The sequence below is a fragment of the Pedobacter sp. NEAU-ZC8 genome, from assembly GCF_059278965.1.
The window spans coordinates 14,609-38,727 of the sequence record NZ_JCAJXC010000017.1 but is presented as its reverse complement, the minus strand read 5'-3'; the positions used below and the strand labels follow the sequence as shown (position 1 = coordinate 38,727).

The following is a 24,119-nucleotide window of genomic DNA, read 5'->3' as shown; positions in this document are numbered from 1 at the left end:
TTTGATCATTAGGCTTTAGCCTTTACTAATACTTAAAATGAAAAAACATATAATCGCTGCTGCTCTGATTCTAAATACTTTGGTGATTTCATCTTGCACCAAGGACTTTGAAAACCTGAATACTAATCCAAACTTGATTGAAAAAGTAACCCCGGCCAGCTTGCTTACACCAACGGTATACGGCATGAGTACTTACTTTACTGTGCGAAGCAATGACTTTACCTGGCAGCTTATGCAGGTTGGACTACCAAATCCAAGTGTCGCTCTTGGTATTCACCGCTATGATGTCTCTGAGTCAGCGGGAAATGGGACCTGGAATACCACCTATCGTTACCTGCGAAATATCAGAGAAATGGAGGCTGCTGCTGACGCATACCAGCAGCCTATCTATCGAGCTGTGGCCGTGACTTTGAAAGCCTACATTGGGGGGATTCTTACGGATAGTTTTGGTGATGTCCCCTTTTCAGAAGCATTGAGGGCAGAAGAGAATATCGAAAAGCCAAAATTTGATACGCAACAGGAAATATATACTTCGCTGATTCAACAACTCGAACAGGCAAATATGATCTATGCCGAAGAAGGTGTAATGAGCGGAAATGACCTGCTTTACAATAATAATAAAGCCAACTGGCGTAAGTTCAACAATTCTTTACTGATGCGAATGCTACTTCGGGTATCCAAAAAACCCGAATTTGATAGCTATAATCGCATAAATACTATGATTGCAGATCCTGCTAAGTACCCTGTATTCAACAGCAATAATGAAGCGGCGATCGTTAAAATTTCCGGGATTGCACCCTATGACTATGCATGGAGTCGTCGTCAGGACTATGTAAATGCTACCGCAATGGGCGAGTTCTTCGTCAACATGTTAAACGATCTGGAGGATCCAAGAAGAGCGCTGTTTATGACCAAAGCCAGCAGAATTGAAAATGGTACTGCTATAGACATTGGCTACAAAGGTATTCCCTCAGGTCACTCAGGAGACGCTTCACAATTCAACTACACCCCAAGCACTCCAAATGGAGATTTAATGTACCCAGCTGCTGTTGGTACAGAAATATTGGAGGTTATGATGAGTTATGCAGAGGTGGAGTTTATCAAAGCCGAGGTTGCTTTAAAAACCGGTAATCTGGCAGCGTCTCAAGAAGCCTACGAGAAAGCTGTTACCGCCTCCATTACTCAATGGAAAAATGGCCAAATGCCTGCCGACTATTTCATGAACGAAAAGGCAACCTTTAACGGGACCTTGGAACAGATTATGAATCAGAAGTATTTAGGGCTGTTTTTTAATGACTATCAGCAATGGTTTGAATACCGACGTACTGGATTTCCAAAGCTGCCAACAACCCCTTACATGATTCATGATGGTGTAATGCCAAAACGCTTTATGTACCACAGTGATGTACGGCAGTTTAACCCTGAAAATTACAAAATTGCAGCTGATCGTATTGGCGGGGATAATGTCATGACCAGAGTTTGGTGGGAACAGTAATGTTAATCCATGATGGAGCTTGCTAAACACATGAAAATATTAATCATTGCCCGAATTATGAAAACTATTTTAAATCCAATTATCTGATGATTCATGAAATGTAAATTTGCCACCTAACGGCCTGTAGCTAAGTGACAAAGTTTACTGGTTAGTGGTTCTTATTATATCACAAGGCGCCCTGCATTTATCGCAGGGCGCCTTGCTATTTTGGGCCAAAATCGGCTAATCACTAATACATAACTAAACTAGTTGCTGCAACCAATTTGGTCTACTTAGCAGAATTCTTTATCACAATTTCTTCTTGAAATGTGCAACTTAGATCAATGTTACCAGCAATAGATCAGGCAATTAATGAAACAGTTAAATAAGCAATTCTTTGTTAACTATCTTAAATCAGTTAACATAAAGATAATGCGACATTAATAATCTGATAACCTAATTTTGTCAGATCAAGTGCTTAGAATGAAAAAAGAGAAACTTACCCCCTCAGTGAAAACCTCCAGGAAAGCTGTTAGAAAAGAACTCAAGTCAAAGTTGAACCTGGAACTTACAGCTATAGTTAAGGACTTAGCACCAAGTTCAAAAAAGCTTGAAAAGGCAATCAAAGAAAGTGCTAAAGAATTAGCTAAGATATTGGCTGCAAAAGTGAATACTGAAGGAAAACACGAAGTGGCTTCTGAAGGATAGCGCAATAATATTGTTTCCAGCGGCACCAGTGGATTTTAAAAAATGCTCCGAGATACATGGATTATTGCTTATAAAAAAGTACTTATAATGGATGCTGAAAAGATACCTGTTTATGCGATTATTGAGCTTTTAATAAGAGTATCCTATTTTCACGCAGATGTTGGAAACTATCTAAGTCATACGATGCAATCTGAATGGATTGTAATCAGGACCTCGAAAGGAATGATAAGTTTTAGCAAGGTGCTGATCGTTGCTCAACTTAAGCACCCTGAGAACATTACAGACCAGGATTTGCTATTTGCTTTGTCTAGTTTTGAGCCTATTTCATCGCCGTCTTAATGTATCGTTTGCCAATCGATGCAGATTGGTCTTTTGTTGTCTTCAATCCATTGGAAGTCCGGCCTTGGAAATTCAGGCAGGGTATTCCCAATTACATCCTTAACTTTGTTATCCCGATCCAAAAGAATAAATGGATTTTCTATCCGGTTATGAAATTCATTTAACGTTACAAATTTTATATCCACGTGTAGAAGCGGATCATCGTATAAACAAATTAATAGCCGCTTTTCGCCAACGTGTTCCCCAGTAAATGCCGAAAGCAAATTTCCAAAGCGTTTGGCATATGCAAGCATCTTTAATTTGTCAGCATTTAAATTATCTCTAGTTATTACTACCAGATCGAGATCCGACCACTTGTCAATTTCGTTAGTAAGCCATGAACCAGCGCCCGCCAATCCAATGATTGTCTGATCATCTTTCAAGACATCGACTACATTCTTTGCAAATTCCTTCTGCATCACGATTTGTTTACTCTGCTAAGATAGGAGTTGTTATATTAGATAAAAGTTATTTTAGGTATGGCTACATGAAAAATTACGATTCCCAGAATGATTGAATTGAGCTTTTCTAAATCGCACGCAAGACAGCCTAAACGCTCAGAGTTATGCATCTATAACCAATTGATTATCAGAAAAGGGCTTGTATAAGTAAGATAAATCAGCACTTCTGTAACTGGCAGAAAGACGAAGGAATTATCTTACAAAACGAAACTTTCTCTTTTGCTGTAATTATGTGATCTAGGATAATTAGCAAAGCCTTTTAGAAATTGTCATTTTCTGAAGTACCAGTGTCTGTTGTGTCTGAAGTATCCGGCTACGTATACCTTACAGACGTTGATGGACGAAAAGGACAAGGACTCATTGTCGTTGATCTTCTCAATGATCAATGCCAGTTGATCACTAGCATAATGACGGAGCCAGATGCCTATTTCTCCTATATTGGACTGCTCCCAGGCAGGTACGTGGCTCGCATAAACTATACGCAAATACGGAAATTGAATTTGCAGCATATTGGTGTAAATACGGAAGGAGACATTATCGATGGGCTGGAATTCAGCCTACGAGATGGGAGCTCAGATCTGAAAAAAAAGAAATGGAACAATCTAGACAATTGAACTAAAAACTGTGCATTAAAAGAGAATACGTAGGTTGGTACGCACTACGCTTTCAATTACTATACCGTTTGAACTTATATTATTGTGGACGTATAAACTTTTTCCTTTTGCTGAAACATCCGCTTACGGAGTTTGTATAATGTCCAGCTTAGATCTGTCTCAAGGAATGAAGGGACATATATAGCTGCCCGAAAATGTGTTTTGGCAAGTTGACAGAACAAAACGGCGTTAATACAATGCCGGTCTCTATTCATGTTCATCATGGCTTAATGGGACGCTATCATGTAGGGCTATTTGTAAACAAATTTCAGCGATTGATGAACCAATAATGAAAGTGCCTATTTTATATTGATTATCCTGTCCCTTTCGAATTTCACCACTTTTCATGATATGAACGAGAAGTGGTTTTTGTATTAAATATGTGAAATAATTTACCTCTTGCCTATCATTTACTTTAAAGGGACCTTTTGCGTCAACATGCGACCAAACAAAACTTAGAATCATGCTTTGCTAAACGGGCCCCTACCGGAGTGCTTGCTTCTGAAGATGCTATTTGTTACTGCAACTAACAGCTTTACCATCTCTTCATAGCCACTTCTCTCGATTTCTATTATATGGAAAATAGTGTTCATTATAATATTCATATTAAATTAACAAAGAGAAAATGAGAAATATTGTAAACTTATGTGGCCATTACTGTGAAATCTATTACTTTTACAACATCCGTATAAGACAATCTACCTCATGATAAATAAATACAATAATGTTAGAACATAGTGGCGCGATAGTTGAAAAAGTAATTAGAAGAGAGGGACATTCCATAACAGACCTGGCAAAACTAACTGGTGTGAATAGACGTTCGATCTATAACTGGTTCTTACAACTACAACTTAAACCAGAAATAATTATAAAAATCGGTCAAGCGATTAAACATGACTTTTCTGTCGAATTCCCTACCCAGTTCATCTCGGAGGATTTCATTGTTGATCCAAGATCGTTTTTAGGGGCGGAAAACCTAGAAAAACTGGATGTTTGGAAAGAAAAGTATCTGGACTTAATGGAACGTTATAATCTACTTTTGACAATCAAGCAAAGTAGCCGTACCTAAACAAAGGAAGCTTAAAGGCTAAATTATAGAACCCACACCTAGTATTTTTTCTTTAACTGAAAGGTTAAGGCACCATGTGCTTGAAATATTAATGCCTGTCTCAAGAAAAGAAGGGTTCCATGCAGATATAGACATCTTGCCTTAAGAGTTTGGTACTAACAAATCTAAAATCGAATTCAGCAGACAATTGTCAGCCATATGAATACCAAAAAACTGCTTAATAAAAAAGCGGATTTTGTAAAATATCGATCTAATGATCCTTTTCTGACAGCAAGCAGCCGTACAATCTCATGATCCTTATTACCTTCACAATCCTTGCTTTACAATTTGTTTGTATTAAACTTATGCTGACTTAACCTGACCAGGATAGTTTTGCGGCAAAACTATAAGTATGAATAAACACCTATTATTTGCTAGCTTATTATTATGCCTTACACAGCTGGCCAGTGCACAAGAGATTGCAAAAGGGACCGTATTCAACGATCTGAACAAGAACGGTAAGTTCGACCGGGATGAAAAAGGCATCTCCGGTGTTGCTGTCAGCAATGGCTTGCAGGTAGTTGAAACCGACCAAAATGGAAAATATCAATTGCCAGTGGGAAAAGATAATATCCTTTTTGTAAGTAAACCCGCCGGATACAGCCTTCCGCTGGACGAGAATAATCAACCAAAATTCTACTACATACACAAACCGGAGGGCGCTCCAAAGCTTAAATATGCCGGTGTACCAGCAACCGGAAAACTTCCTGCTCAACTGAATTTTCCATTGCATGCGGCCAAAGTGGAAACGGAATTCACAGCCTTGGTTTTTGGTGATCCGCAGGCCTATACTCTTGACGAAATGGAGTACTTCAGAAAAGGTATTGTTGCAGAGGCAAAACAAAATCGGGGTGCCACTTTTGGCTTGAGCTTAGGAGATCTCGTCGGCGATGATCTAAGTCTGCACAAGCCATACATTGATGCCATCGCTGAACTCGGCCTACCCTGGTTCAATGTCATGGGCAATCATGATATGAACTACGATGTTACTACAGACTCTTTATCTGACGAGGGATTTGAAGCAGCATTCGGACCGAATAATTACTCGTTCAACTATGGCAATGCCCACTTTATCGTATTGGACGACATTTTGTATCCGAACCCACGTACCGGGAAGGGATACCTCGGCGGGTTTCGTAAAGACCAGCTGGACTGGTTAGCAAATGACCTTAAAGTTGTGCCAAAAGACAAGCTGATCGTTCTGGCATTCCACATTCCGTTGTACCACGAAAATTCCGATGTTTTTCGTAATGAGGACCGCCAGCGTCTGTTCGACCTGCTGCAACCTTTTCCAAATACCCTCTCCCTATCCGCACACACCCACTATCAGACACAGCTTTTCTACAAAGCTGAAGACGGATGGAAACAGGCAAAACCGCACCATGAATATAATGTAGGCACAACCTCGGGTGACTGGTATTCAGGCACCTTCAACAAGCAGGGCGTCCCGAGTTCTACCATGCGCGATGGAACGCCAAAAGGATACATGTTCCTGAAGATTAAAGATAATAAGTACGCCTTTGATTATAAGGTTGCCGGTGAACGCCCAGACTATCAGATCAGGCTCTATGGTACCTCAGTGGTTGCCAGAAAATATGTTACCCGCCACCCGCTATACGCAAATTTCTTCATTGGCACTAAAGATGATCTTGTAGAATACCGTATAGATGGCGCTGAATGGAAAGCAATGAAATACACGACAGACATTGACCCGCATTATACAGCCAATCTATACGAGTATGATGGTGCAACAAGTTTACAGGAAGGCAGACGACCTTCAGACCCGGTAAAGTCAAGTCACTTGTGGCGCGTAAACCTGCCAAAACTAGACGTTGGCAAGCATACTGTTGAAGTTCGTGCCACCGATATGTTTGGCCGGAAACACCTTCAGCAAAAAACCATTGAGGTCCTGGAGAAATAGATCAAGCGCAACATATTAGTAAAAGGCTCCGAATACTGGAGCCTTTTTTATATCTAAATGAACTGATCAACTTCCCGGTAGGCTTCGATAACCCGCAGCTCACCTGCTTTCTCAGGCCTGGAGTTCCCATGTTCCATCCCCATAACTCCTTTATAACCTTTGCTGTGAATGTGCTTAAACAAATTCTTGTAGTGGATCTCACCAGTGGTAGGTTCCTTACGCCCAGGATTGTCCCCAATCTGGATGTAGGCAATCTCATCCCAGCAACGGTCCATGTTCACGATCAGATTACCTTCAGTTTTCTGCATGTGATAAATATCGTACAGGATCTTACAGGAAGGGCTATTTACGGCCTTACATACGTTATAGGTTTCATGGGTCTGTTGCAAGAACAACTCCGGCGTATCACTCAGCGTTTCCAGCACCATGATCAGGCCGGCAGGTTCAAAGATTTCCGCTCCGGCACGCATGGCATCCACAACATTGGCCATCTGAATACCGTAAGGTAGTTTACGTTCATAGAAGCCCGGCACAACGGTCAGCCATTTGGCATTACAGCGTTTCGCCGCTTCCACAGATCGCTTGCAGGTATCAATAAACTTGTCCTTAAACTCCTTTTTTCCGGTGGTCAGTGAGGTCTTCCAGTTATCGCCGCCGTCTACCACGAACACCCCCATGCGCATGCCCAGCTTGGCCAGCAGGTTCCCGATCTTGGTCTGCTCCTCTACCGGACGGTTCAGGTAGCCATTGTCTTCGATCGAACGGAAGCCCTGATCGTACATAAACTGGATCTGATCCAGGAAGTTCTTACCTGCGCTATTGGCGAACATGCCTTCATGCGGGGCATAGTCCAGATTAAAGGTCTTACCTTTTTGCGATGCCGCAAGATTCTCGCTTGCAACCGTTGCTGCATCAGCAGACATGATGGATCCTGCCATCAATGATCCGCCTGCCAGCAGGCTATTTCTTAAAAATTCTCCTCGTTTCATGATGATTATAATTGGTTAATTTACCAGCAGCTTTTTAAATCCACTGGTAAGCGTATCTGCCACACGGCCATCCGGTTTGTGGTAGATGAAATATGCTTCTAAATCTGCTTTCCTGGCAAATGCCATTGCCTGCTCCACATCCATCGCCATCAGCGCATTATCGTACCCATCCGCAGTAATGGCATCCCTGGCATACACGGTTACGCTGATCATGCGGTTTTCCAATGGGTAGCCCGTCTTCGGGTTGATGAGGTGGCTGATCTTCCCATCTTTATACTTCAGGTATTTGTTAAAGTTCCCGGAAGTCGTGATTGCACCTTGCTTAAGCTCCACAATATGCCGAAAGGCCGCAGCCCCTTCCTTCGCTTTCAGACTTGCATGCTCCGGAACAGGACCTTCAATGCCAATCCTATAACCGCTGCCATCCGGCTTAGGGCCATGAACAACCACTTCCCCACCGATTTCGACCATGTAAGACTGAATACCCCGCCGCTTCAAAAATCCCGCGACCTGATCAACACTATAGCCCTGCGCAATACCATTCAGGTCGATGCGTATCTTAGGATCCGCTTTGTAGAGCATATTCCCCTTCAGTTTAAGCTTGCTCATACCCACCTGCTTTAAGGTTTCACGCACCTCACTGCTGTCCGGAAAGCCTTGCACCGCAACTGGTCCAAAGCCCCACAATTGTACAAGCGGAGCAACGGTAATATCAAAGCGGCCAGCGGTTTTGTAATAGATCTCAAAAGACTTTTGAAGAACCGTCCGAAATCCATCGTCCACAAGCAGCTGCCGCCCGGCACTATTGAACTGGTTGATCAATGACCCCGGCTTATACAAAGACATGGAAGCATCAATCTGCTGCAGCAAGCTGTCTACCTCCGCTTTAGATACCCCTTCGGTATCCGCATAATATCGCAGGCTGTACCCTGTACCCTGTGCAAAGCCTGTGATGGTATATAACTGCTGTTCCCCGGATTTAAAAAGAAAGGGGAACAGCAATAACAGACAAATAATGGTTGATCTGTAAATAAGCACCGAAATTCTTTAGATCACCTTCGTTTTCCCCGGTGTTGGAATCGGATATAAACCATTTGCATCCGGCAGTATCCTCGGTTTAGCATCCCATGCCAGCGTTTCCGGGAACAGGCTGTTGTTTGCATTCAAGGCCTCATCCCACTTAATGGTCTGCCCCGAGTAAGTTGCATAACGGCCCATGATTGCGGTCAGACAGCTTTTCGCTCCGCGTTCGGCATCAGCAAACTTGTATTCGCCTTTGCTGATCGCTGCAAATAACTCATCATGTTCCGTCTGGTAGGGGTTTGCATTTCCTTTTGTGGGGTGACTAAAGATCTCTTTTCCGGTATGGTCCCAAAGTATGCCCTGGTTGTTCGCAGAAAGGTAGGTCCTGCCCTTAGTGCCCTGGAAGGTTTCATCCACACGGTTTGCCGTACCTTCGAAATGGCGGCATTGGCTGTAGATCACCGCGCCATCAGCATAAGTAAGCTCTACCGCATGGTTGTCATAAATTTCGCCGTAGTCCTTACCTGTTCTCCAGGCGCGGCTTCCGGTACCCTGGATTGAAACCGGATAGGCATTTTTCGCCCAGTTGGCGATGTCGATATTATGTACGTGCTGTTCTACGATGTGATCCCCGCAAAGCCAGTTGAAGTAATACCAGTTACGCATCTGGTATTCCATTTCTGTTTGTTGTGGCTGACGTGGTTTCACCCATACACCGCCACTGTTCCAGTACACCTGTCCGCCGACGATATCCCCTATCGCACCATCCTGAATGCGTTTCATAGTTTCGCGGTAGTTGGTCTGGTAGCGGCGCTGCAATCCTACCACAACGTTTAATTTCTTCTTTTTGGCAACCTCTGCTGCAGCAAGCACCTTACGGATCCCTGGTGAATCCACGGCAACAGGTTTCTCCATGAACACATGTTTACCTTTGTCTACCGCTTCCTCAAAATGCATCGGTCTGAAGCCCGGAGGGGTTGCAAGTAAAACGACATCTGCCAAGGCAATAGCCTTTTTGTAGCCGTCGAAGCCTACAAACCTGCGATCTGCAGGTACGTCGACCTTATCTTTGAACTTATCACTCAGCAGCTTATAGCTTTGATCCATCCGGTCCTGAAAAGCATCAGCCATGGCCACCAGCTTCAGGTTAGATTTGGTACTTAAAGCCTGGAAAGCAGCACCGGTACCCCGGTCTCCACATCCAATTAGTGCGATCTTTATGGTGTCATTTACGCCGGAGTGTCCTGCAGCAAATGCGAATTGGTCTAGCAGTATGCCGCCGGTTAACAATGCGCCGGCCTTTAAAAAGTCTCTACGTTGACCAGATAATTTTTCGTTTTCCATTCTGTTAATATTTGGTTTTTAGTTTTAATAATCAGGAATTGCTGGGGTATCATAATACTTCTTGATCTCTGCTTCCGAGGGCTGCACCGCCGGGCGCACCAGGCGCATGCCAATGAAGGGCGCTTCCGGGAACCACCAGTTGCTCTTTGGGATCTGTGGATCAATCTGCTTCCATGCCGGATCAGATGCCAGACGCGCCGCGGAACGAAGGTCTTTCGCCACATCTTCATACGAGCCTCCTCTGATCACATGGGCGTAGAGCTTGTCCGGCACATTTACCGGGTCCTGCTGACCATCTTTTACACTGGCGTAATAGTCGGCCTGATACTGGTCGTAAGTCCATTCCGCCACGTTGCCGTACAGGTCATAGATGCCCCATTTGTTCGGCTTCTTCTTGCCCACCTGCTGGGATTTCCCGCCGCTGTTATCCTTATACCAGGCATATTCACCCAAGGCAGCTGCATCATCACCAAAAGCATACTCGGTGGTACTGCCTGCCCTGGCGGCATACTCCCATTCTGCTTCGGTTGGTAAACGGTAAAAAACACCAGTCCTGGCATAAAGCCATTTACAGTACTGGATGGCATTGTAATGTGTCATGGCCAGTGCCGGATGGTTTTCCTTACCCATGCCGAAGGTCATATCCAAATAAGGTTTCGTGGGCCGCGTTACCGCATCCACATTCGCCGGCACAGCGCCAATGCTGTGTGTCGTTTCATAGTCCTTATACAGGAAAGCTTCATACAGGTCCCAGGTCAGCTCATGCGTACCCATCCAGAATTCGCTGATCCTGACCTTATGCACCGGCTTCTCGTCGGGATTGCCCTTGTTGCTGCCCATCATAAATTCACCAGCCGGTACCGGCTGCATGGAGAAGGACAGCTTCGTCCCATTGATCTCTTGCACGTAAGGCTTCCCTTTCTGCTGTGCATAGCAGAAAGAGGAAGCCCACATGAACGTTAATACACCAAAAATTCTTATTCTCATCGGCAGTCTAATCGGATTTAATATCCGGGGTTTTGTATCAGTTGATTATTTCTATTGATTTCGTCACGGCTAAAAGGCCTGAAGTAGATTTTGTCCTCCCACTTGCGATTCTCCTGGGCGGTTTCTACCGTAGGCGTATAGGTATAGTTATAAATGGTCTCATCATGGCGGTATGGCGCAGAAAGTGTCTGTCCAGGCTTGAACTTACCGGTCACCTTGATATAGGTTGTTTTACGGCCAAGGGTCTCCGGAGCAATCATCCAGCGGCGTGCATCATGGTAGCGCTGCTCTTCATATACCATCTCAATGCGGCGCTCATGACGATAAGCATCTCTTAAAGCTGTGCCGCTTGCGGTGATCGCAGGCATCCCTGAACGGTAGCGAATTCTGTTGAGCCATAAAAGTGCCTCAGTCTCCTGACCAAGTTCAATACTGGCTTCCACATAGTTAAACACGGCTTCCGTGTAGCGGAAGAAAGGCCATGGCACGAACTGTGGATTGGAAGCTTCTATGATGTTCGGATCCGGATCAATAAACTTGTGGGTGTAATAACCGGTCCAGCTGCCGTTCCAGTTTTCAATAGAACTGCCACGGGTATCAAGACCTTTGAAAGTAATTACATTGGAACCCTCTTGCAGGTCGTATTCACCAGTCTGGATCTGATTTGCAGGGTCTACATTCCCCGACACCAGGTTCCGCGGTTTCCAGTCTGCCCCATCATACAGGATCGTGGCATAGAAGCGTGGATCTCTGTTCAGGTAAGGTCTGGCTTTCTGCGCAGGATTGTTCCAGCTGAAAGGTGTACCGTCGAGCATTTCGTAATCGTCCACAAGTAAACCGATAGGCGTATTTCCGGCCCAGTTGTGATAACCGTTAGGTCCGTTTGCACGACCATAGCGCATGTCACTGCGATCAATAAAATAGCGGGCAAAAATCAGCTCTGTTGCTGCCGAGGCATCAACGCCTGGCGCCTTGCTGCCGCCACCCATTGCTATGCTTTTATAGTTCATACGTCCTTCTTCCGGTGTCACTGGAGCTGTAAGGTTTAATTTATAACCAGCACCTGCATCAAGAACTGCCTTGGCAGCAGCTTGCGCCGCAGTCCAACGAGCAGTTCGGTCACCTGAAAGATAGCCAAGAAACTCTGGATTTGCAAAACCGGCAACCACGGAAGACTTCGTTTTTGCAGTCGGAATATCGTGCAGATCACTCGCGGCATACAGCAGCACACGGGATTTTAAGGCCATTGCAGCCATGGCGGTTGTCCGGCCTTTTTCCATGGTACGTCCATTCAGATAACCGATCGCTTTCTCGCAATCGGCAAGTATAAAGTTCACACACTCCTCATAAGTGGCCCTTTTAACCTGAAAATCATCATTTAAGCCGTAGCTCTTTGAAATCAGCGGTACACTTCCATAATAGCGGAGCAGCTGCTGATAGAAGTAACCGCGAAGAAAATAAGCCTCCCCAAGCAATTTGTCTTTAACATTCTGGTCGGAGATACCGTTCTCCCCGCCTTCCAGTCTTTCAATAACAATGTTACATGAACGGATGCGATTATACATCTGATTGTAGCCATAAGTTTCATCCACCCAGCCCAGGGTAGTCGGGTTAATGGTACCCGCATTGATCAGGTCGATGCCCCGGTTAGGGTGCGTGAACATGGATTCATCTGATAATGACGAAAGCATTTGTTCATCAAATCCACCCACATCCAGACCGTTGTAGATCTCGGTTACAAAGCCTTGTGCTAAGGCTGGATCCTGCCAGACCAGCTCTGCGGAGATCTGGTTAGGCGGCTCGACTGCCAGGAAGTCTTTTTTGCAACTTGTCGCTACTGTTGCGAGCAGTGCAAGGGCATATAAATAGGTATTTCTATAAATCGGTCTCATAGTAAATTTATTTTCAGTTCGCATTGTTTCTAAAATCCAGCTTTAATCCCTGCATTGATCACCCGCGCTTGTGGATAATATTGAGCACTGGAGTTTGTTGATTCCGGATCCCAGATCTTGATCTTATCCATGGTAAACAGATTCAAGCCATTCGCATAAACTCTCAGCGACCGCAACCCGATCCGCTTGGTAAACTCCGGCGACAGGCTATAACCCAGCTCTACGTTCTTCAGGCGCACATAATTGTTACTGCGGATCCAATAGGTATTTTGCGCGGCATTATTGGTGTCGGTATAGTAGGTCTGCCCACGGTTGGATAGTCTTGGAAACTCACTGCTTGGATTATCTATACTCCAGCGGTTGATGTATGACCACTCGAGAAAGTTTCCGATATCACCCGATTCAGTTAAACCTACAATCTGAACACCGCCGGTAGCACCCTGAATTAATGCGGAGAAATCAAAGTTCTTATAGGTCAGGTTAATGTTCAAACCACCGGTAAACCTCGGCACATTTGTTTTATCCAACCGGATCTGGTCATCACCGTTGATTTTACCATCCCCATTTACGTCCCTGAACTTCATGTCTCCAGGCAATAGCCTGTTCGTTAGGCCGGTGTAGTCAATTGGATTGGCATCAATCTCCGCCTGATCCCGGAATACACCGGTGTATTCATAAGCGAGGCCAGTGCCAGTCGGCATGCCAGTGGAGCGTTGCCATTCTGGTGCACCAGGGGTTTCATCCCAGAAAACGATCTTATTCTTCGCATAACCGCCGTTCACGCTAACCGAGTAACCGAAATCTCCGGAGTGATCCGCATAACCCAACTTAAACTCGAAACCTTTATTATCAACCTTACCCAGGTTCACCGGAGGCAACTTATCAGTGATACCGGAACTTCCCGGAATAGAATTACCCCTGGAGATCAAGATGTTTGTACGTTTGTTATAGAAACCATCCAACTCTAAGGTCAGCTTGTTGTTCAGGAAAGACGCGTCTAAACCGATGTTCGCATTATTTGCAACCTCCCAGCCGAAATCAAGGTTGGGGACGCGGTTTTCAAACAAGGTTTGTGTCAGCTGATCATTGATCACATAGTTTCCAAAACCCATGGTACTTAGATACTGGTATTCTGCAAGTGCATCACCAAAGTATGCCTCAGCGCCCATCTGACCCCAGGATCCACGGAGCTTTAAGTTGTTGACGAAGGAAATGTTGTTTTTGAAAAAGGGCTCTTCAGAGATACGCCAACCCACGGAAATACCGGGGAAAAATCCAAAGCGCTTATCCTCCGGAAAGATGTATGAACCATCTGCGCGCCACAGGAATTCGGCAAGGTACTTCTCTTTGTAGTTGTAACCTACCCTTCCGAAGTAGCTTAACCTTGCCCGGCGGTAAAGGTTATAAGGCTCGTCTGTTGGATTGCTGATCGCTTGTTCTTTATCACTTCCCCCAACAAGTTCCTGCAAGGCCGTTGATAGGAAGTATCTGCGGAAAGCAGAAAAGCCACTGTTATCCACTTTCTCACGGGTAACACCTGCCATGAGGTTAAACTGGTGATCCTTGATCTTTTTGTCATAGTTGATCATACCCATCAGGTTAATGGCCAGCTGATCGCCTGCATATTCCTGCAAACTCGGGTCTGTCCGCTCCGAGCGCACGGAGCCCACCAATACCGGTGTTACCCCGTCGGCCTCAAAGGTCTTCTTGTCCCAATCGTACAAGGTCCATGGGGTTTGCCAGCGCTTGCGTTTACCCCAGAACTTATCGATTGAGGCGGTACCTGTTACTTTCAAACCTTCGACACCCGGGATTTGAATTTCCAGACGGCCAGTAGACTGAAAGTAATCCCGTCTGTCGCGGTCGTATCCGGTAAGGTCCGTTGCAATAACATAGGGGTTGTAACCAAACTCAATATCACGGCCCGGCAAACCATTTGGCCAGACCTCAATCTCGGTTGGCTTACCGCGCATCAGCATCCTGAAGATGTCGCCCGCACCGACCGTAGGAAAATTACGCATCTCCTCACGTCCGGTAATGCCCAGATTGGCCGTAACATATTTATTGAACTTCGATTCCAGATTTACCCTAAAATCATACTGCTTGTAACCGGTAGCAGATTTATTATAATAGCCATCCTGATCCAGGTAGCCCATGGAAACCAGATACTTGGTATTCTCTGTACCCCCATTTACCTGTAAGTTATGGCGTTGTTGCGGCGCCCATGTTCTCAAGGTGGTCCCGTACCAATCGGTGTTTGGATAACGCAAAGGATCGGAGCCATCTCGCAGCTTTTGCATCTCATCAGGGCGGTACGCCGCATTTAAGGTATTGCCGTTATCCGGCCGTACATAGGAGCCTGTATTTTTGAAAGCCTCCCAGGCGGCCGACCATTGATCTACCGGCAAGTCGGATCCAAAGATGTTCAGCTCATTGAGGATCTCGGCATACTGTACCGAGTTCGACATTTTCGGAATTCGTACAGGTTGCTGTAAGCCATAACCGAAATCGTACGAGACCTGCGTTTTACCGCTCTGACCTTGTTTGGTGGTAATCAGGATAACACCGTTTGCTGCACGTGATCCATAGATCGCTGCCGAAGCATCTTTCAGTACGGATACACTTTCGATATCGTTCGGGTTGATCCTTTCCAATCCACCGGCCCGGTTAGGCACCCCATCGATAACGATGAGGGCATTGTTGTTGCCGAGCGAGTTTACCCCGCGGATGCGGATGGCAGAGCCATCATAACCGGGTTCACCGCTGGCTTGAACGGCAGTGACACCGGGAAGGCGACCGGCCAGGGAGTTGGATAAGTTGGCTGTAGGTGTTTTTGCCAGCTCGGTACCTTTAACAGCGGTTACCGCACCAGACACCACAGCCTTCTTCTGGGTGCCGTAGCCCACAACGATCACTTCTGAAAGTGCTTCGGTATCCTCCAGCAGGGTGATGCTGATGGATTTGCGGTTATTCACCGGCTGCTCGCTCGTGACGTAACCCACATAGCTGAACACGAGCACTCCTGTTTCCGGTACCCGGATGGTGTATCGTCCGGAAGCATCTGTGGTTGTTGCAACAGTAGTGTTCTTAAGTTTGACACTGACCCCGGGGATGCCGGAGCCTTTAGCATCAGTGATCTGACCGGTGACCACGATATCAGCTTGGCTGGTACTCAGGTAGTTGTTCGGAAAAGCCGCCGCGGCGGCCTGTTCACAGGCAAAAAGGCTGGAGACAAAAATCACATTCGCGAGGATCATGACCCTGTTTTTTCGCAGGCGGAAGCATCGCGTGTTCGTACACTGTTCCCTTTTTTTCATAAATTTGTGGTTGATTGTTAAAATTCTGATAATGGTTCATACTGTTGTCGGAGGAAAAAGGAGTTGAATGTTGGCGCATTCGCTCCTTTTTTTATTAACTATTCATAGGCGAGCTATTAAAATCATTTATACAGTCGATTTCACCGGCCAGAAAATAGCCAGTGCATGATCAATGCTAGAAATTATGGTAGCCGAAGCTGCTCCGAAGAATTAAATGTAATTCTCGGAATAAAACTGGACTCGAATAGACAAGTTTGTTGTAAATAAACAGCAGGAAAGGTACTTTTTATCGACCTGATGGGTGCCACGTGGTTCATTGTGACCGGTCAAGTCTGCTGAGGTAGGTAAAGGTTTAGGCATAAGGATATATTTGGTTAAAACAAATTTAATATTTAAATCATAACCTCCAAACATTTAATCTATTGATTGTATATTTTATGTTATACGATCTAATTGCTCAGGTTTTCTCCATAAAAAGCTGAAAATATTCAGCTCATCTCCGCATTCCTGTAAAAATTCACGGAGAAAAGCAGCAAAAGTTAAGACTTCATGCTTAGCTCCGTCAGGCGCTGCTACGGCGAAAGCTTTGCAGGTACAAAGCCTTTTCGGCACCTTTCCGCCGCCTTTGCTTCGCCTGTAGCCGAACAATAGGCGAACAATAGGCGGTGAAGAGGCGATGAAGAGCCGTACAGTGGCCGAGGTTGGTAGCGCATAAAAAGGCCGCACTAACTTTCATTGGTGCGGCCTAAAGCAAAAAATTTAAGCTGTTACCAGAAAACGGTATAAAGTGCTACAATAATACCCAACACGATCAGCGAACCAGCGGCAAAACTGTTGCTGGTTTTGAACATGCTGCTGTCAATCTCCAGTCCTTTCGGGTTTGCGCCTTTACGACCTTCGATGGTACTGATAATCCACATGACAAGCACACTGATCAGGAACACAAATCCCATTCGATCCAGGAATGGAATCTCGTATAACCTGCTGCCATCTTCCTGTGTAACGAGCTTTGAAAATCCATAAGGACTAAGCCATTCCAGATTGGCGAAATTCGGCAAAGCTTTGAAGAACACCGATAGCAGGAAGCCTCCGATCGTTGCAAACAATGCTGCATTTGAAGTGGTTTTTTTCCAGAAGAAACCGAGAATAAACATGGCGAAGATGCCTGGGGATACAAATCCGGTGTACTCCTGAATAAACTGGAAACCGCCTTTTTTGTCCATGCCCAGGTGTGGTGCAATGACAATGGCGATAACCATGGCGGCGATCACCGTGATACGACCAATGACTACCTGCTTATGCTCATCCGCGTTCTTGTTAATGACCTTTTTATAAACATCAAGCGTAAAGATCGTCGCGATGCTGTTCGCTTTACCGGCCAAAGAAGCGACTATTGCGGCAGCAAGCGCTGCAAATGATACCCCTTTAAGACCTTCCGGCAAGAGGTTCAACAGTACGGGATAAGCCGAATCTGCGTTTAATGAACCGCCTTTCTGCATGGCATTCCGGAAGTCACCAAAGCCTTCCTGGTAAAGCACATATGCCGCAATACCCGGTACAACAACAATTAAAGGCATCAGCAACTTTAATACCGCAGCGAATAGCAAACCACTTCTTGCCGTTTGAAGATCCGCGCCCAATGCCCGTTGGGTGATGTACTGGTTACAACCCCAATAGTTCAGGTTCACGATCCACATACCACCGATCAGTACGGTTAGTCCTGGAAGGTCCATATAGTTTGGATTCTCCTGTTTGAAGATCATGTGGAAATGGTCTGAGGCTTTCTCTGTGATCAGCTTCATTCCACTCGCGACGCCTGAACTGCCGAAGTGTGTGGCTACAAGCTCGAGTGCCAGGTAGGTCGTTGCCAAACCACCCAGAATTAAAAAGAATACCTGAATTACATCGGTGTACCCAATAACCTTCATACCGCCAAGGGTGATCAGTACTGCGAAAATGGCCAGGATATACATACATGCGGTGATGTTGATACCGGAGATACTGTTTATCGCTAATGCACCCAGGTAGAGTATGGATGTCAGGTTAACGACTACATACAATAACAGCCAGAAGATGGCCATAATCATGGCCACGGTACCGTTATACCGCTGCCCCAGGAACTGCGGCATGGTGTAGATCTTATTTTTCAGGTAAACCGGAATAAAGAAGACCGCCACGATGATCAGGGTTACTGCAGCCATCCACTCGTAGGTTGCAATGGCAAGGCCCATGGTGAAGCCGGAGCCACTCATGCCGATGAACTGTTCGGCAGAAATGTTGGAAGCGATCAATGATGCGCCGATCGCCCACCAGGTTAAAGAATCTTTAGCAAGAAAGAAGTCTTTCGAGTTTTCTGCATCTGATTTTTTCTTGTGGTAAACCCAGTAGCCATACGAAGCTACGATAATGAAGTAGACAAGAAAAACGACGTAGTCGTAGGTTCCTAATGAATTCATGTACTTTTAATTGTTTATATCTGGTTAAATATACCGGTTGACAATATTCTCAAGCAGTTCCTGCTGTCCGCTGATTGTCTCAGGCTCGCCGTGTTCTACGGCATAGTTCCTAAGATCTTCAAGGCTCAGTTTACCATTTTCGAAGTCTTTGCCGGCTCCGGTGTCGTAAGATGCATATCTTTCTGTACGGATTTTCTTATAGTCTGATTTTTGTAGAATCGCATCTGCGGTAACCAGTGCACGGGCGAAGGTATCCATTCCGCCAATGTGCGCGTAGAACAGGTCTGCAGGGTCTGTAGAATTTCTGCGAATCTTCGCATCGAAATTGATCCCGCCCCCTTGCAGTCCCTTGTTTTCCAGTACGATCAACATCGCTTCGGTAACTTCATTGATGTTGTTAGGAAACTGATCGGTATCCCAGCCGTTCTGCACGTCACCTCTGTTCGCATCCATAGAGCCCAATAATCCGGCATCTGCAGCGACCTGCAGTTCATGCTGGAACGTATGTCCGGCTAAGGTTGCATGGTTTACTTCGAGGTTCAATTTAAAATCTTCCAGCAGGTCATACTGACGCAGGAAGCCGATTACGGTTGCCGCGTCATAGTCGTACTGGTGTTTTGTAGGCTCACATGGTTTCGGCTCAATAAAGAACGTTCCTTTGAAGCCTTGTTTACGTGCATAATCTTTAGAGGCATGCAGGAATTTGGCCAGGTGCTCCTGTTCGCGTTTCATGTTGGTGTTTAACAGGCTCATGTAACCTTCACGGCCACCCCAGAACACATAATTCTCACCGCCCAGGGCGATGGTTGCATCCAGCGCAGACTTTACCTGTGCCGCGCCGTGTGCAAGTACATGGAAGTTTGGATTGGTCGATGCGCCATTCATGTATCTGCGGTGTGAGAACAGGTTTGCTGTGCCCCATAGTAGTTTAACACCACTTTCCGCCTGCTTTTGTTTGGCGTATTCTACCATGGTCTGCAGGCGTCTTTCGTTTTCCACCACATCATTACCAAAATCCACCACATCCACATCGTGGAAGCAATAGAAAGGCAGGTTCATTTTGGTTAAAAATTCAAAAGCCGCATCCATTTTATCTTTTGCACGTTCAATTGGATCTGCTTTCTCATCCCATGGATGATTGATGGTACCCTCGCCGAAAGGATCGTTGCCTGTTGCAACGAAAGAATGCCAGTAGGCACCTGCAAAACGAAGATGGTCCTTCATCGTTTTACCTGCAACAACACGGTTTTCATCATACCAGCGGAATGCCAGTGGGTTATCTGATGCTAAGCCTTCATATTTCACCTGGCTGATGCCTTTGAAGAATTCCTTTTCTCCTGTGATTACATTTCCCATAATTTGTCTTATTGTTCTTAGTTTAATTTTGCTTGTTTAGAAAGTTCAGCCAGCTTTGATAAACCGGCTCGTATTGTTCAACGGCTGATGGTTCGACCAGCTGTAGTGGTTTAATGTTGTGGAAGGCCTCTGCAGCGGTGCTGAACATGCCCGAGCCTATTCCAGATCCTAATGCAGCACCTACGCTACCATCATTCTCGTATAACTCTACCGGCACCCCTGTTGCATTTACAAAAGCTTCCAGGAATAAATCGCTTAAGAATAAGTTGGCTTTGCCGGCGCGGATCACACTTGGGTAAAGGCCATTGCTACGCATGATATCCAGTCCATAGCGGAAAGAAAAGGCTATACCCTCCTGTACCGCCCGGAATATATGGCCTTGGTGATGCAAATTGAGGTCGATATCGTGGAAATGCACCCCAACGATCTTGTTGTTCAGCATGCGTTCGGCGCCATTTCCGAAAGGAAGAATACGGACTCCGGCAGCGCCGATGGGTGTTTGGGCCGCCTGTTCGTTCATCTGCGTGTAGTTTACGGCGGAGCCAAAAAGATTCTTCGTCCAGCGGTTTAGACTGCCCGTACCGTTGATGCACAGCAGGACCCCAAGGCGTTGTGCTTCGGCCGTATGGTTAACGTGGGCGAAGGTATTTACCCGGGATTGCGGGTCGTAAGTGAGCTGGTCACTAACGCCATAGATCACTCCCGAAGTGCCAGCTGTGGCTGCAACCTCGCCTGGCTGCAGCACATTTAACGAAAGCGCATTGTTTGGCTGATCTCCGGATTTATAAGATACTACGGTACCTGCTTTGAGGCCCAAGAGTTCGGCCACCGCTGCGGTGACACGACCATGCTCGGAGAATACCGGCCTGATTTCAGGGATCAGTGAGGCATCGATACCATAAAGCGCCATCAATTCAGCAGATACACTGTTGGTCTGGAAATCCCATAGAATGGCTTCAGAAAGCGCCGACATGCTGGTGGTGATCTCCTGCGTAAGCTTCATGGCTATGAAATCGCCGGGCAGCATCATCTTATGGATGCGTGCATAGACTTCCGGCTCATGCTGCTTTACCCAGGAGAGCTTCGAAGCAGTGAAGTTGCCCGGAGAATTCAGTAAATGGGAAAGGCTGAAGTCATGCCCAAGCGCATCAAAAGCCTGGTTGCCGATCTCCACTGCACGACTGTCGCACCAAATGATGCTGTCGCGCAGCACCTGCTGATCTTTGTCGACCAGCACCAAACCATGCATCTGGTAAGCGATGCCGATGGAACTGATATCATGCGGATTAAAAGTGCCTTGCTGTTTACAAAGGTTAAAAGCTTGCTGTACATGCGCCCACCACATCTCCGGCGACTGTTCTGCCCAGCCGGGCTGTTTAGCGATGATGTCGCTTTCTTGTTCAGGGTATTGTCTGGAGATAATGACTTGCTGTGTGTTTGCATCCACTACCGACACTTTTATGGACGAAGTGCCTATATCAATTCCTAGTAATAACATAATAGTATAGGAGTTACCCGTTAAGTTTATCTTGGCTATAGAAAAACGAATTTAGTATAATAATTCAAGTAGGCAATCGATTGCAAAGATAATTATCTGCATTTTTGCAATTATGAAGACTCCCCAGAAAAGAACGACCATTTATGATATTGCGAAAAAGCTGAATATCGCCGCTTCTTCAGTCTCCAGGGCACTAAGCAACAGCAGCAAGGTAAATCCTGCAACTAAAGCACTGATCTTAAAGACTGCGGCTGAGATGAACTATCAGCAGAATGTGATGGCTTCGAATTTACGTAAAGGGAGTAATCGTACCATCGGCGTAGTTGTACCGAGGATTAACCAGGGCTACTTTTCAAACATTATCGCCGGCATGGAAGATATCACCTACGATAAAGGTTATAATCTGATCATCTGCCAGTCGAATGAACTCCATGCCCGGGAAGTGGATTGTGTAAATACGCTGATCAATCAGCATGTGAACTGCATTGTCATCTCCATTGCTGCGGAAAAGGGCGGTCATGAGCACCTCCGGCAGGTGATTGACCACCGGATCCGGCTGATTCAGTTCGACCGCGTGGTTGATGAGCTGGAAACCTTTAAGGTGATTAATGACAATGAAAGGGCTTCTAGTGAAGCGGTAAATCATTTAATTGAACAAGGCTATCAACGGATCGCCTTGTTGGAGGGTCCTCAAAACCTGGATATCTTCCGTCAGCGTAAAGAGGGCTACCTGAATGCTTTACGTAAACATGGGCTGACTGTGGTGGAGGAATTGATGTGTGAGAATGCCTGGACGAAGGAGCTCAGTGCGGAAGCAACACGCAAGCTGCTGCGCATGAAAAATCCGCCAGACGCCATCTTTGCCTCCACCTCCGACTTCTCCGCACTGGGCGTACTGGAGGTTGCCACGCAGCTTGGGATCAGTGTTCCCGACGAGCTTGGTATTTGTGGATATTCCAATGAACCCTTCACCGAGATCACCAGTCCATCCATCACCACCATAGATCAGTATAGCTTTAGTATGGGTAAGACCATTGCTAACTTATACTTTCAGGAGATGGAGGTTGCAGATTTAGATGTAGAACCAAAAGTTATGAGCATTAAGCCAAAACTGATTGTGAGGAACTCAACCAACAGGTGGTTGAGTCTTTGATGCTCTTAGATTGCTGAGGTAAGCTATTAATGCAATAGATTGCATCATCTTTGAGGCTCACCATTTAAGGGTGAGGGGGAACTATCGATTGCAAGGACAGGTTCCTCCTTTAGGCTCCGCCTGATCACTGGCTTTCTTAAACGCGGTTCAGTTTGCTGATCAGCATCGACCAGCGCCGTTGCTTTTTTCTTTTTCTTTTTGAACTTCCGACCGTACCAGATGAGGAAGCCGGTGACTGGTAAACTTGCACCTATCAAGGAGGCAAGAAATGCCAGCACCTTTCCTGGAAATCCCAGAATACTCCCCACATGAATATCATAGTTCATTTTCCTGAGCTTACCACCCACTCCGGAAGCCTCATAGCTTTTTGAATAAACATCATCCCGCTTTAGGGGCTTAAGGGTGTGTCGGTCAAAAGTATAGCCTTGGCTGTTGTAGAACTGACCTGCTGTTGTATAAACGGTGATGTCGATGGCAGAGCTAGCTTTCAACAGATCAGGAAATACATAATAGAATCCTTCTGACTTCGGATGGTTCCTGATCACCCGCTCCCAGGCAAGATCCATCGCCTGCTCCGCGGTATATAGCTTGTTTGCTGCCAGGGAATCTGATTGTAAACGCCTGTTGTACTCCGGCAATTTCTCCCCACCAGAAGTTACCCAGTACAAGCCCTCACTGTACCACTGGATGCCGTAAACCATGCCCGACAAGGCGATGGCCATTAGCGCCAACAGTGAATAAAAGCCCAGCACATTATGCAAGTCAAGGTTTACCCGTTTAAACGATGCACCCCACTTGATCTTGAAGCTTTTATCAACCGTAGATTTATTCCATTTTTTGGGATACCACCAGATCATACCCGTGATCAGCAACACCACAAACACCAGCGTTCCGTAGTTTACAACTGGTCTGCCGAATTCAAAAGGAAGCCACAGAAAACGGTGGCCATTGAGAATAAAGCGGAAGAAGTCGGTTTCACCTTTTTTACGCACTTCTTTTTTCAGCAGTTCACCGGTATAAGGATTGACCTTAAGCGTGATACCTCCGCCACGGCGTCCGGTTTCCTCTGGATTCCGGAGCACCATGTTTATCGTCCTGCCCTGCTGGTATTGCGCATAGCCTATAACCTTTTCAGGATAAAGCGAAGCGGCGATCTGCTGGAGTTGAGAGGGTTTTAAAACCGGTTTATCTTGTTTTTGGACTTTTGTCTCGGGTTCCATCATACCGGTAATCTCTTCATTGAAAACCCAGATGCAACCTGTTAGACATACAATTAAGACAATGAGGCCAGAGGCAAGCCCAAGCCATAAATGCAGCCATTTGTTAATGCGGGTAAAGGTTGAATCTTTAGCCGGCTTCTTCGCGGGGGTTTGTTTTGCGCCTGTCATCATTGTCTTGTGT

The 24,119-nt window shown here is 45.9% G+C and carries 19 protein-coding genes; 7 read left to right on the top strand and 12 right to left on the bottom strand.

The window, feature by feature from the left end; genetic code table 11:
* Positions 1–37 precede the first annotated feature (37 nt).
* The 3 genes from AC5WJX_RS13865 (at position 38) to AC5WJX_RS13855 (ending at position 2,521) form a co-directional block, all read left to right on the top strand.
* Positions 38–1,495, top strand: coding sequence for a SusD/RagB family nutrient-binding outer membrane lipoprotein (locus AC5WJX_RS13865; protein WP_494484991.1), 1,458 nt, complete (start codon positions 38–40; stop codon positions 1,493–1,495).
* Between the two features lie 462 nt (positions 1,496–1,957).
* Complete coding sequence (locus tag AC5WJX_RS13860; protein WP_494484990.1) at positions 1,958–2,182, top strand: hypothetical protein; 225 nt, start codon at positions 1,958–1,960, stop codon at positions 2,180–2,182.
* 42 nt (positions 2,183–2,224) lie between these two features.
* Entirely contained in the window at positions 2,225–2,521 is a 297-nt protein-coding gene (locus AC5WJX_RS13855) for a hypothetical protein (RefSeq protein ID WP_494484989.1), read from the top strand.
* Here AC5WJX_RS13855 and AC5WJX_RS13850 read toward each other — a convergent pair.
* Together AC5WJX_RS13850 and AC5WJX_RS13845 are read right to left on the bottom strand one after the other, a co-directional pair.
* Positions 2,518–2,979 carry a nucleotidyltransferase domain-containing protein gene (locus tag AC5WJX_RS13850; RefSeq protein WP_494484988.1) on the bottom strand — a complete coding sequence of 154 codons (462 nt, stop codon included), beginning with the start codon at positions 2,977–2,979 and terminating at the stop codon, positions 2,518–2,520. The two genes, AC5WJX_RS13855 and AC5WJX_RS13850, sit on opposite strands and share 4 nt — an antisense overlap.
* A 311-nt stretch (positions 2,980–3,290) precedes the next feature.
* On the bottom strand, positions 3,291–3,506 hold the full coding sequence (locus AC5WJX_RS13845; protein ID WP_494484987.1) for a hypothetical protein: 216 nt from the start codon (positions 3,504–3,506) through the stop codon (positions 3,291–3,293).
* A 305-nt stretch (positions 3,507–3,811) separates the two neighbouring features.
* Here AC5WJX_RS13845 and AC5WJX_RS13840 point away from each other — a divergent pair, with 305 nt between their 5' ends.
* The 3 genes from AC5WJX_RS13840 to AC5WJX_RS13830 all read left to right on the top strand — a co-directional run bounded on the left by AC5WJX_RS13840 (position 3,812) and on the right by AC5WJX_RS13830 (position 6,703).
* The gene (locus tag AC5WJX_RS13840; protein WP_494485031.1) at positions 3,812–3,964 is read left to right on the top strand and encodes a CatA-like O-acetyltransferase; all 153 of its coding nucleotides are present in this window, start codon (positions 3,812–3,814) and stop codon (positions 3,962–3,964) included.
* A 434-nt stretch (positions 3,965–4,398) separates the two neighbouring features.
* Positions 4,399–4,743, top strand: coding sequence for a hypothetical protein (locus AC5WJX_RS13835; RefSeq protein WP_494484986.1), 345 nt, complete (start codon positions 4,399–4,401; stop codon positions 4,741–4,743).
* 391 nt (positions 4,744–5,134) lie between these two features.
* Positions 5,135–6,703: a calcineurin-like phosphoesterase C-terminal domain-containing protein gene (locus AC5WJX_RS13830; RefSeq protein ID WP_494484985.1), complete on the top strand. Its 1,569-nt coding sequence runs from the start codon at positions 5,135–5,137 to the stop codon at positions 6,701–6,703.
* A gap of 53 nt (positions 6,704–6,756) precedes the next feature.
* Here the strand turns inward: AC5WJX_RS13830 and AC5WJX_RS13825 are convergent, their stop codons facing one another.
* From AC5WJX_RS13825 to AC5WJX_RS13785, 9 genes are all read right to left on the bottom strand, one after another.
* Positions 6,757–7,626, bottom strand: a complete 870-nt coding sequence (locus AC5WJX_RS13825) for a hydroxypyruvate isomerase family protein (RefSeq protein ID WP_440431006.1) — start codon at positions 7,624–7,626, stop codon at positions 6,757–6,759.
* A gap of 81 nt (positions 7,627–7,707) precedes the next feature.
* Positions 7,708–8,730 (bottom strand): FAD:protein FMN transferase, encoded by a 1,023-nt coding sequence (locus tag AC5WJX_RS13820; protein WP_494484984.1) that lies wholly within the window; start codon positions 8,728–8,730, stop codon positions 7,708–7,710.
* 9 nt (positions 8,731–8,739) lie between these two features.
* On the bottom strand, positions 8,740–10,059 hold the full coding sequence (locus AC5WJX_RS13815; RefSeq protein ID WP_494484983.1) for a Gfo/Idh/MocA family protein: 1,320 nt from the start codon (positions 10,057–10,059) through the stop codon (positions 8,740–8,742).
* Between the two features lie 24 nt (positions 10,060–10,083).
* Positions 10,084–11,046 carry a formylglycine-generating enzyme family protein gene (locus AC5WJX_RS13810; RefSeq protein WP_440430967.1) on the bottom strand — a complete coding sequence of 321 codons (963 nt, stop codon included), beginning with the start codon at positions 11,044–11,046 and terminating at the stop codon, positions 10,084–10,086.
* 17 nt (positions 11,047–11,063) lie between these two features.
* On the bottom strand, positions 11,064–12,938 hold the full coding sequence (locus AC5WJX_RS13805) for a RagB/SusD family nutrient uptake outer membrane protein (protein WP_494484982.1): 1,875 nt from the start codon (positions 12,936–12,938) through the stop codon (positions 11,064–11,066).
* A 29-nt stretch (positions 12,939–12,967) separates the two neighbouring features.
* Positions 12,968–16,255 carry a SusC/RagA family TonB-linked outer membrane protein gene (locus AC5WJX_RS13800; RefSeq protein ID WP_494484981.1) on the bottom strand — a complete coding sequence of 1,096 codons (3,288 nt, stop codon included), beginning with the start codon at positions 16,253–16,255 and terminating at the stop codon, positions 12,968–12,970.
* Positions 16,256–17,022: 767 nt separating this feature from the next.
* Complete coding sequence (locus AC5WJX_RS13795; protein ID WP_494484980.1) at positions 17,023–18,711, bottom strand: sodium/sugar symporter; 1,689 nt, start codon at positions 18,709–18,711, stop codon at positions 17,023–17,025.
* A 24-nt stretch (positions 18,712–18,735) separates the two neighbouring features.
* Positions 18,736–20,067 carry a xylose isomerase gene (gene xylA / locus AC5WJX_RS13790; protein ID WP_494484979.1) on the bottom strand — a complete coding sequence of 444 codons (1,332 nt, stop codon included), beginning with the start codon at positions 20,065–20,067 and terminating at the stop codon, positions 18,736–18,738.
* 22 nt (positions 20,068–20,089) lie between these two features.
* Positions 20,090–21,565 (bottom strand): xylulokinase, encoded by a 1,476-nt coding sequence (locus AC5WJX_RS13785; RefSeq protein ID WP_494484978.1) that lies wholly within the window; start codon positions 21,563–21,565, stop codon positions 20,090–20,092.
* A 112-nt stretch (positions 21,566–21,677) separates the two neighbouring features.
* On the opposite strand from AC5WJX_RS13785, the gene AC5WJX_RS13780 reads away from it, so the two are divergent.
* Positions 21,678–22,718 (top strand): LacI family DNA-binding transcriptional regulator, encoded by a 1,041-nt coding sequence (locus AC5WJX_RS13780; RefSeq protein ID WP_494484977.1) that lies wholly within the window; start codon positions 21,678–21,680, stop codon positions 22,716–22,718.
* Positions 22,719–22,762: 44 nt separating this feature from the next.
* On the opposite strand, the gene AC5WJX_RS13775 is transcribed toward AC5WJX_RS13780, so the two are convergent.
* A complete protein-coding gene (locus AC5WJX_RS13775; RefSeq protein WP_494484976.1) occupies positions 22,763–24,109 on the bottom strand; it encodes a PepSY-associated TM helix domain-containing protein in 1,347 nt (448 codons plus the stop codon).
* Positions 24,110–24,119: the final 10 nt, after the last annotated feature.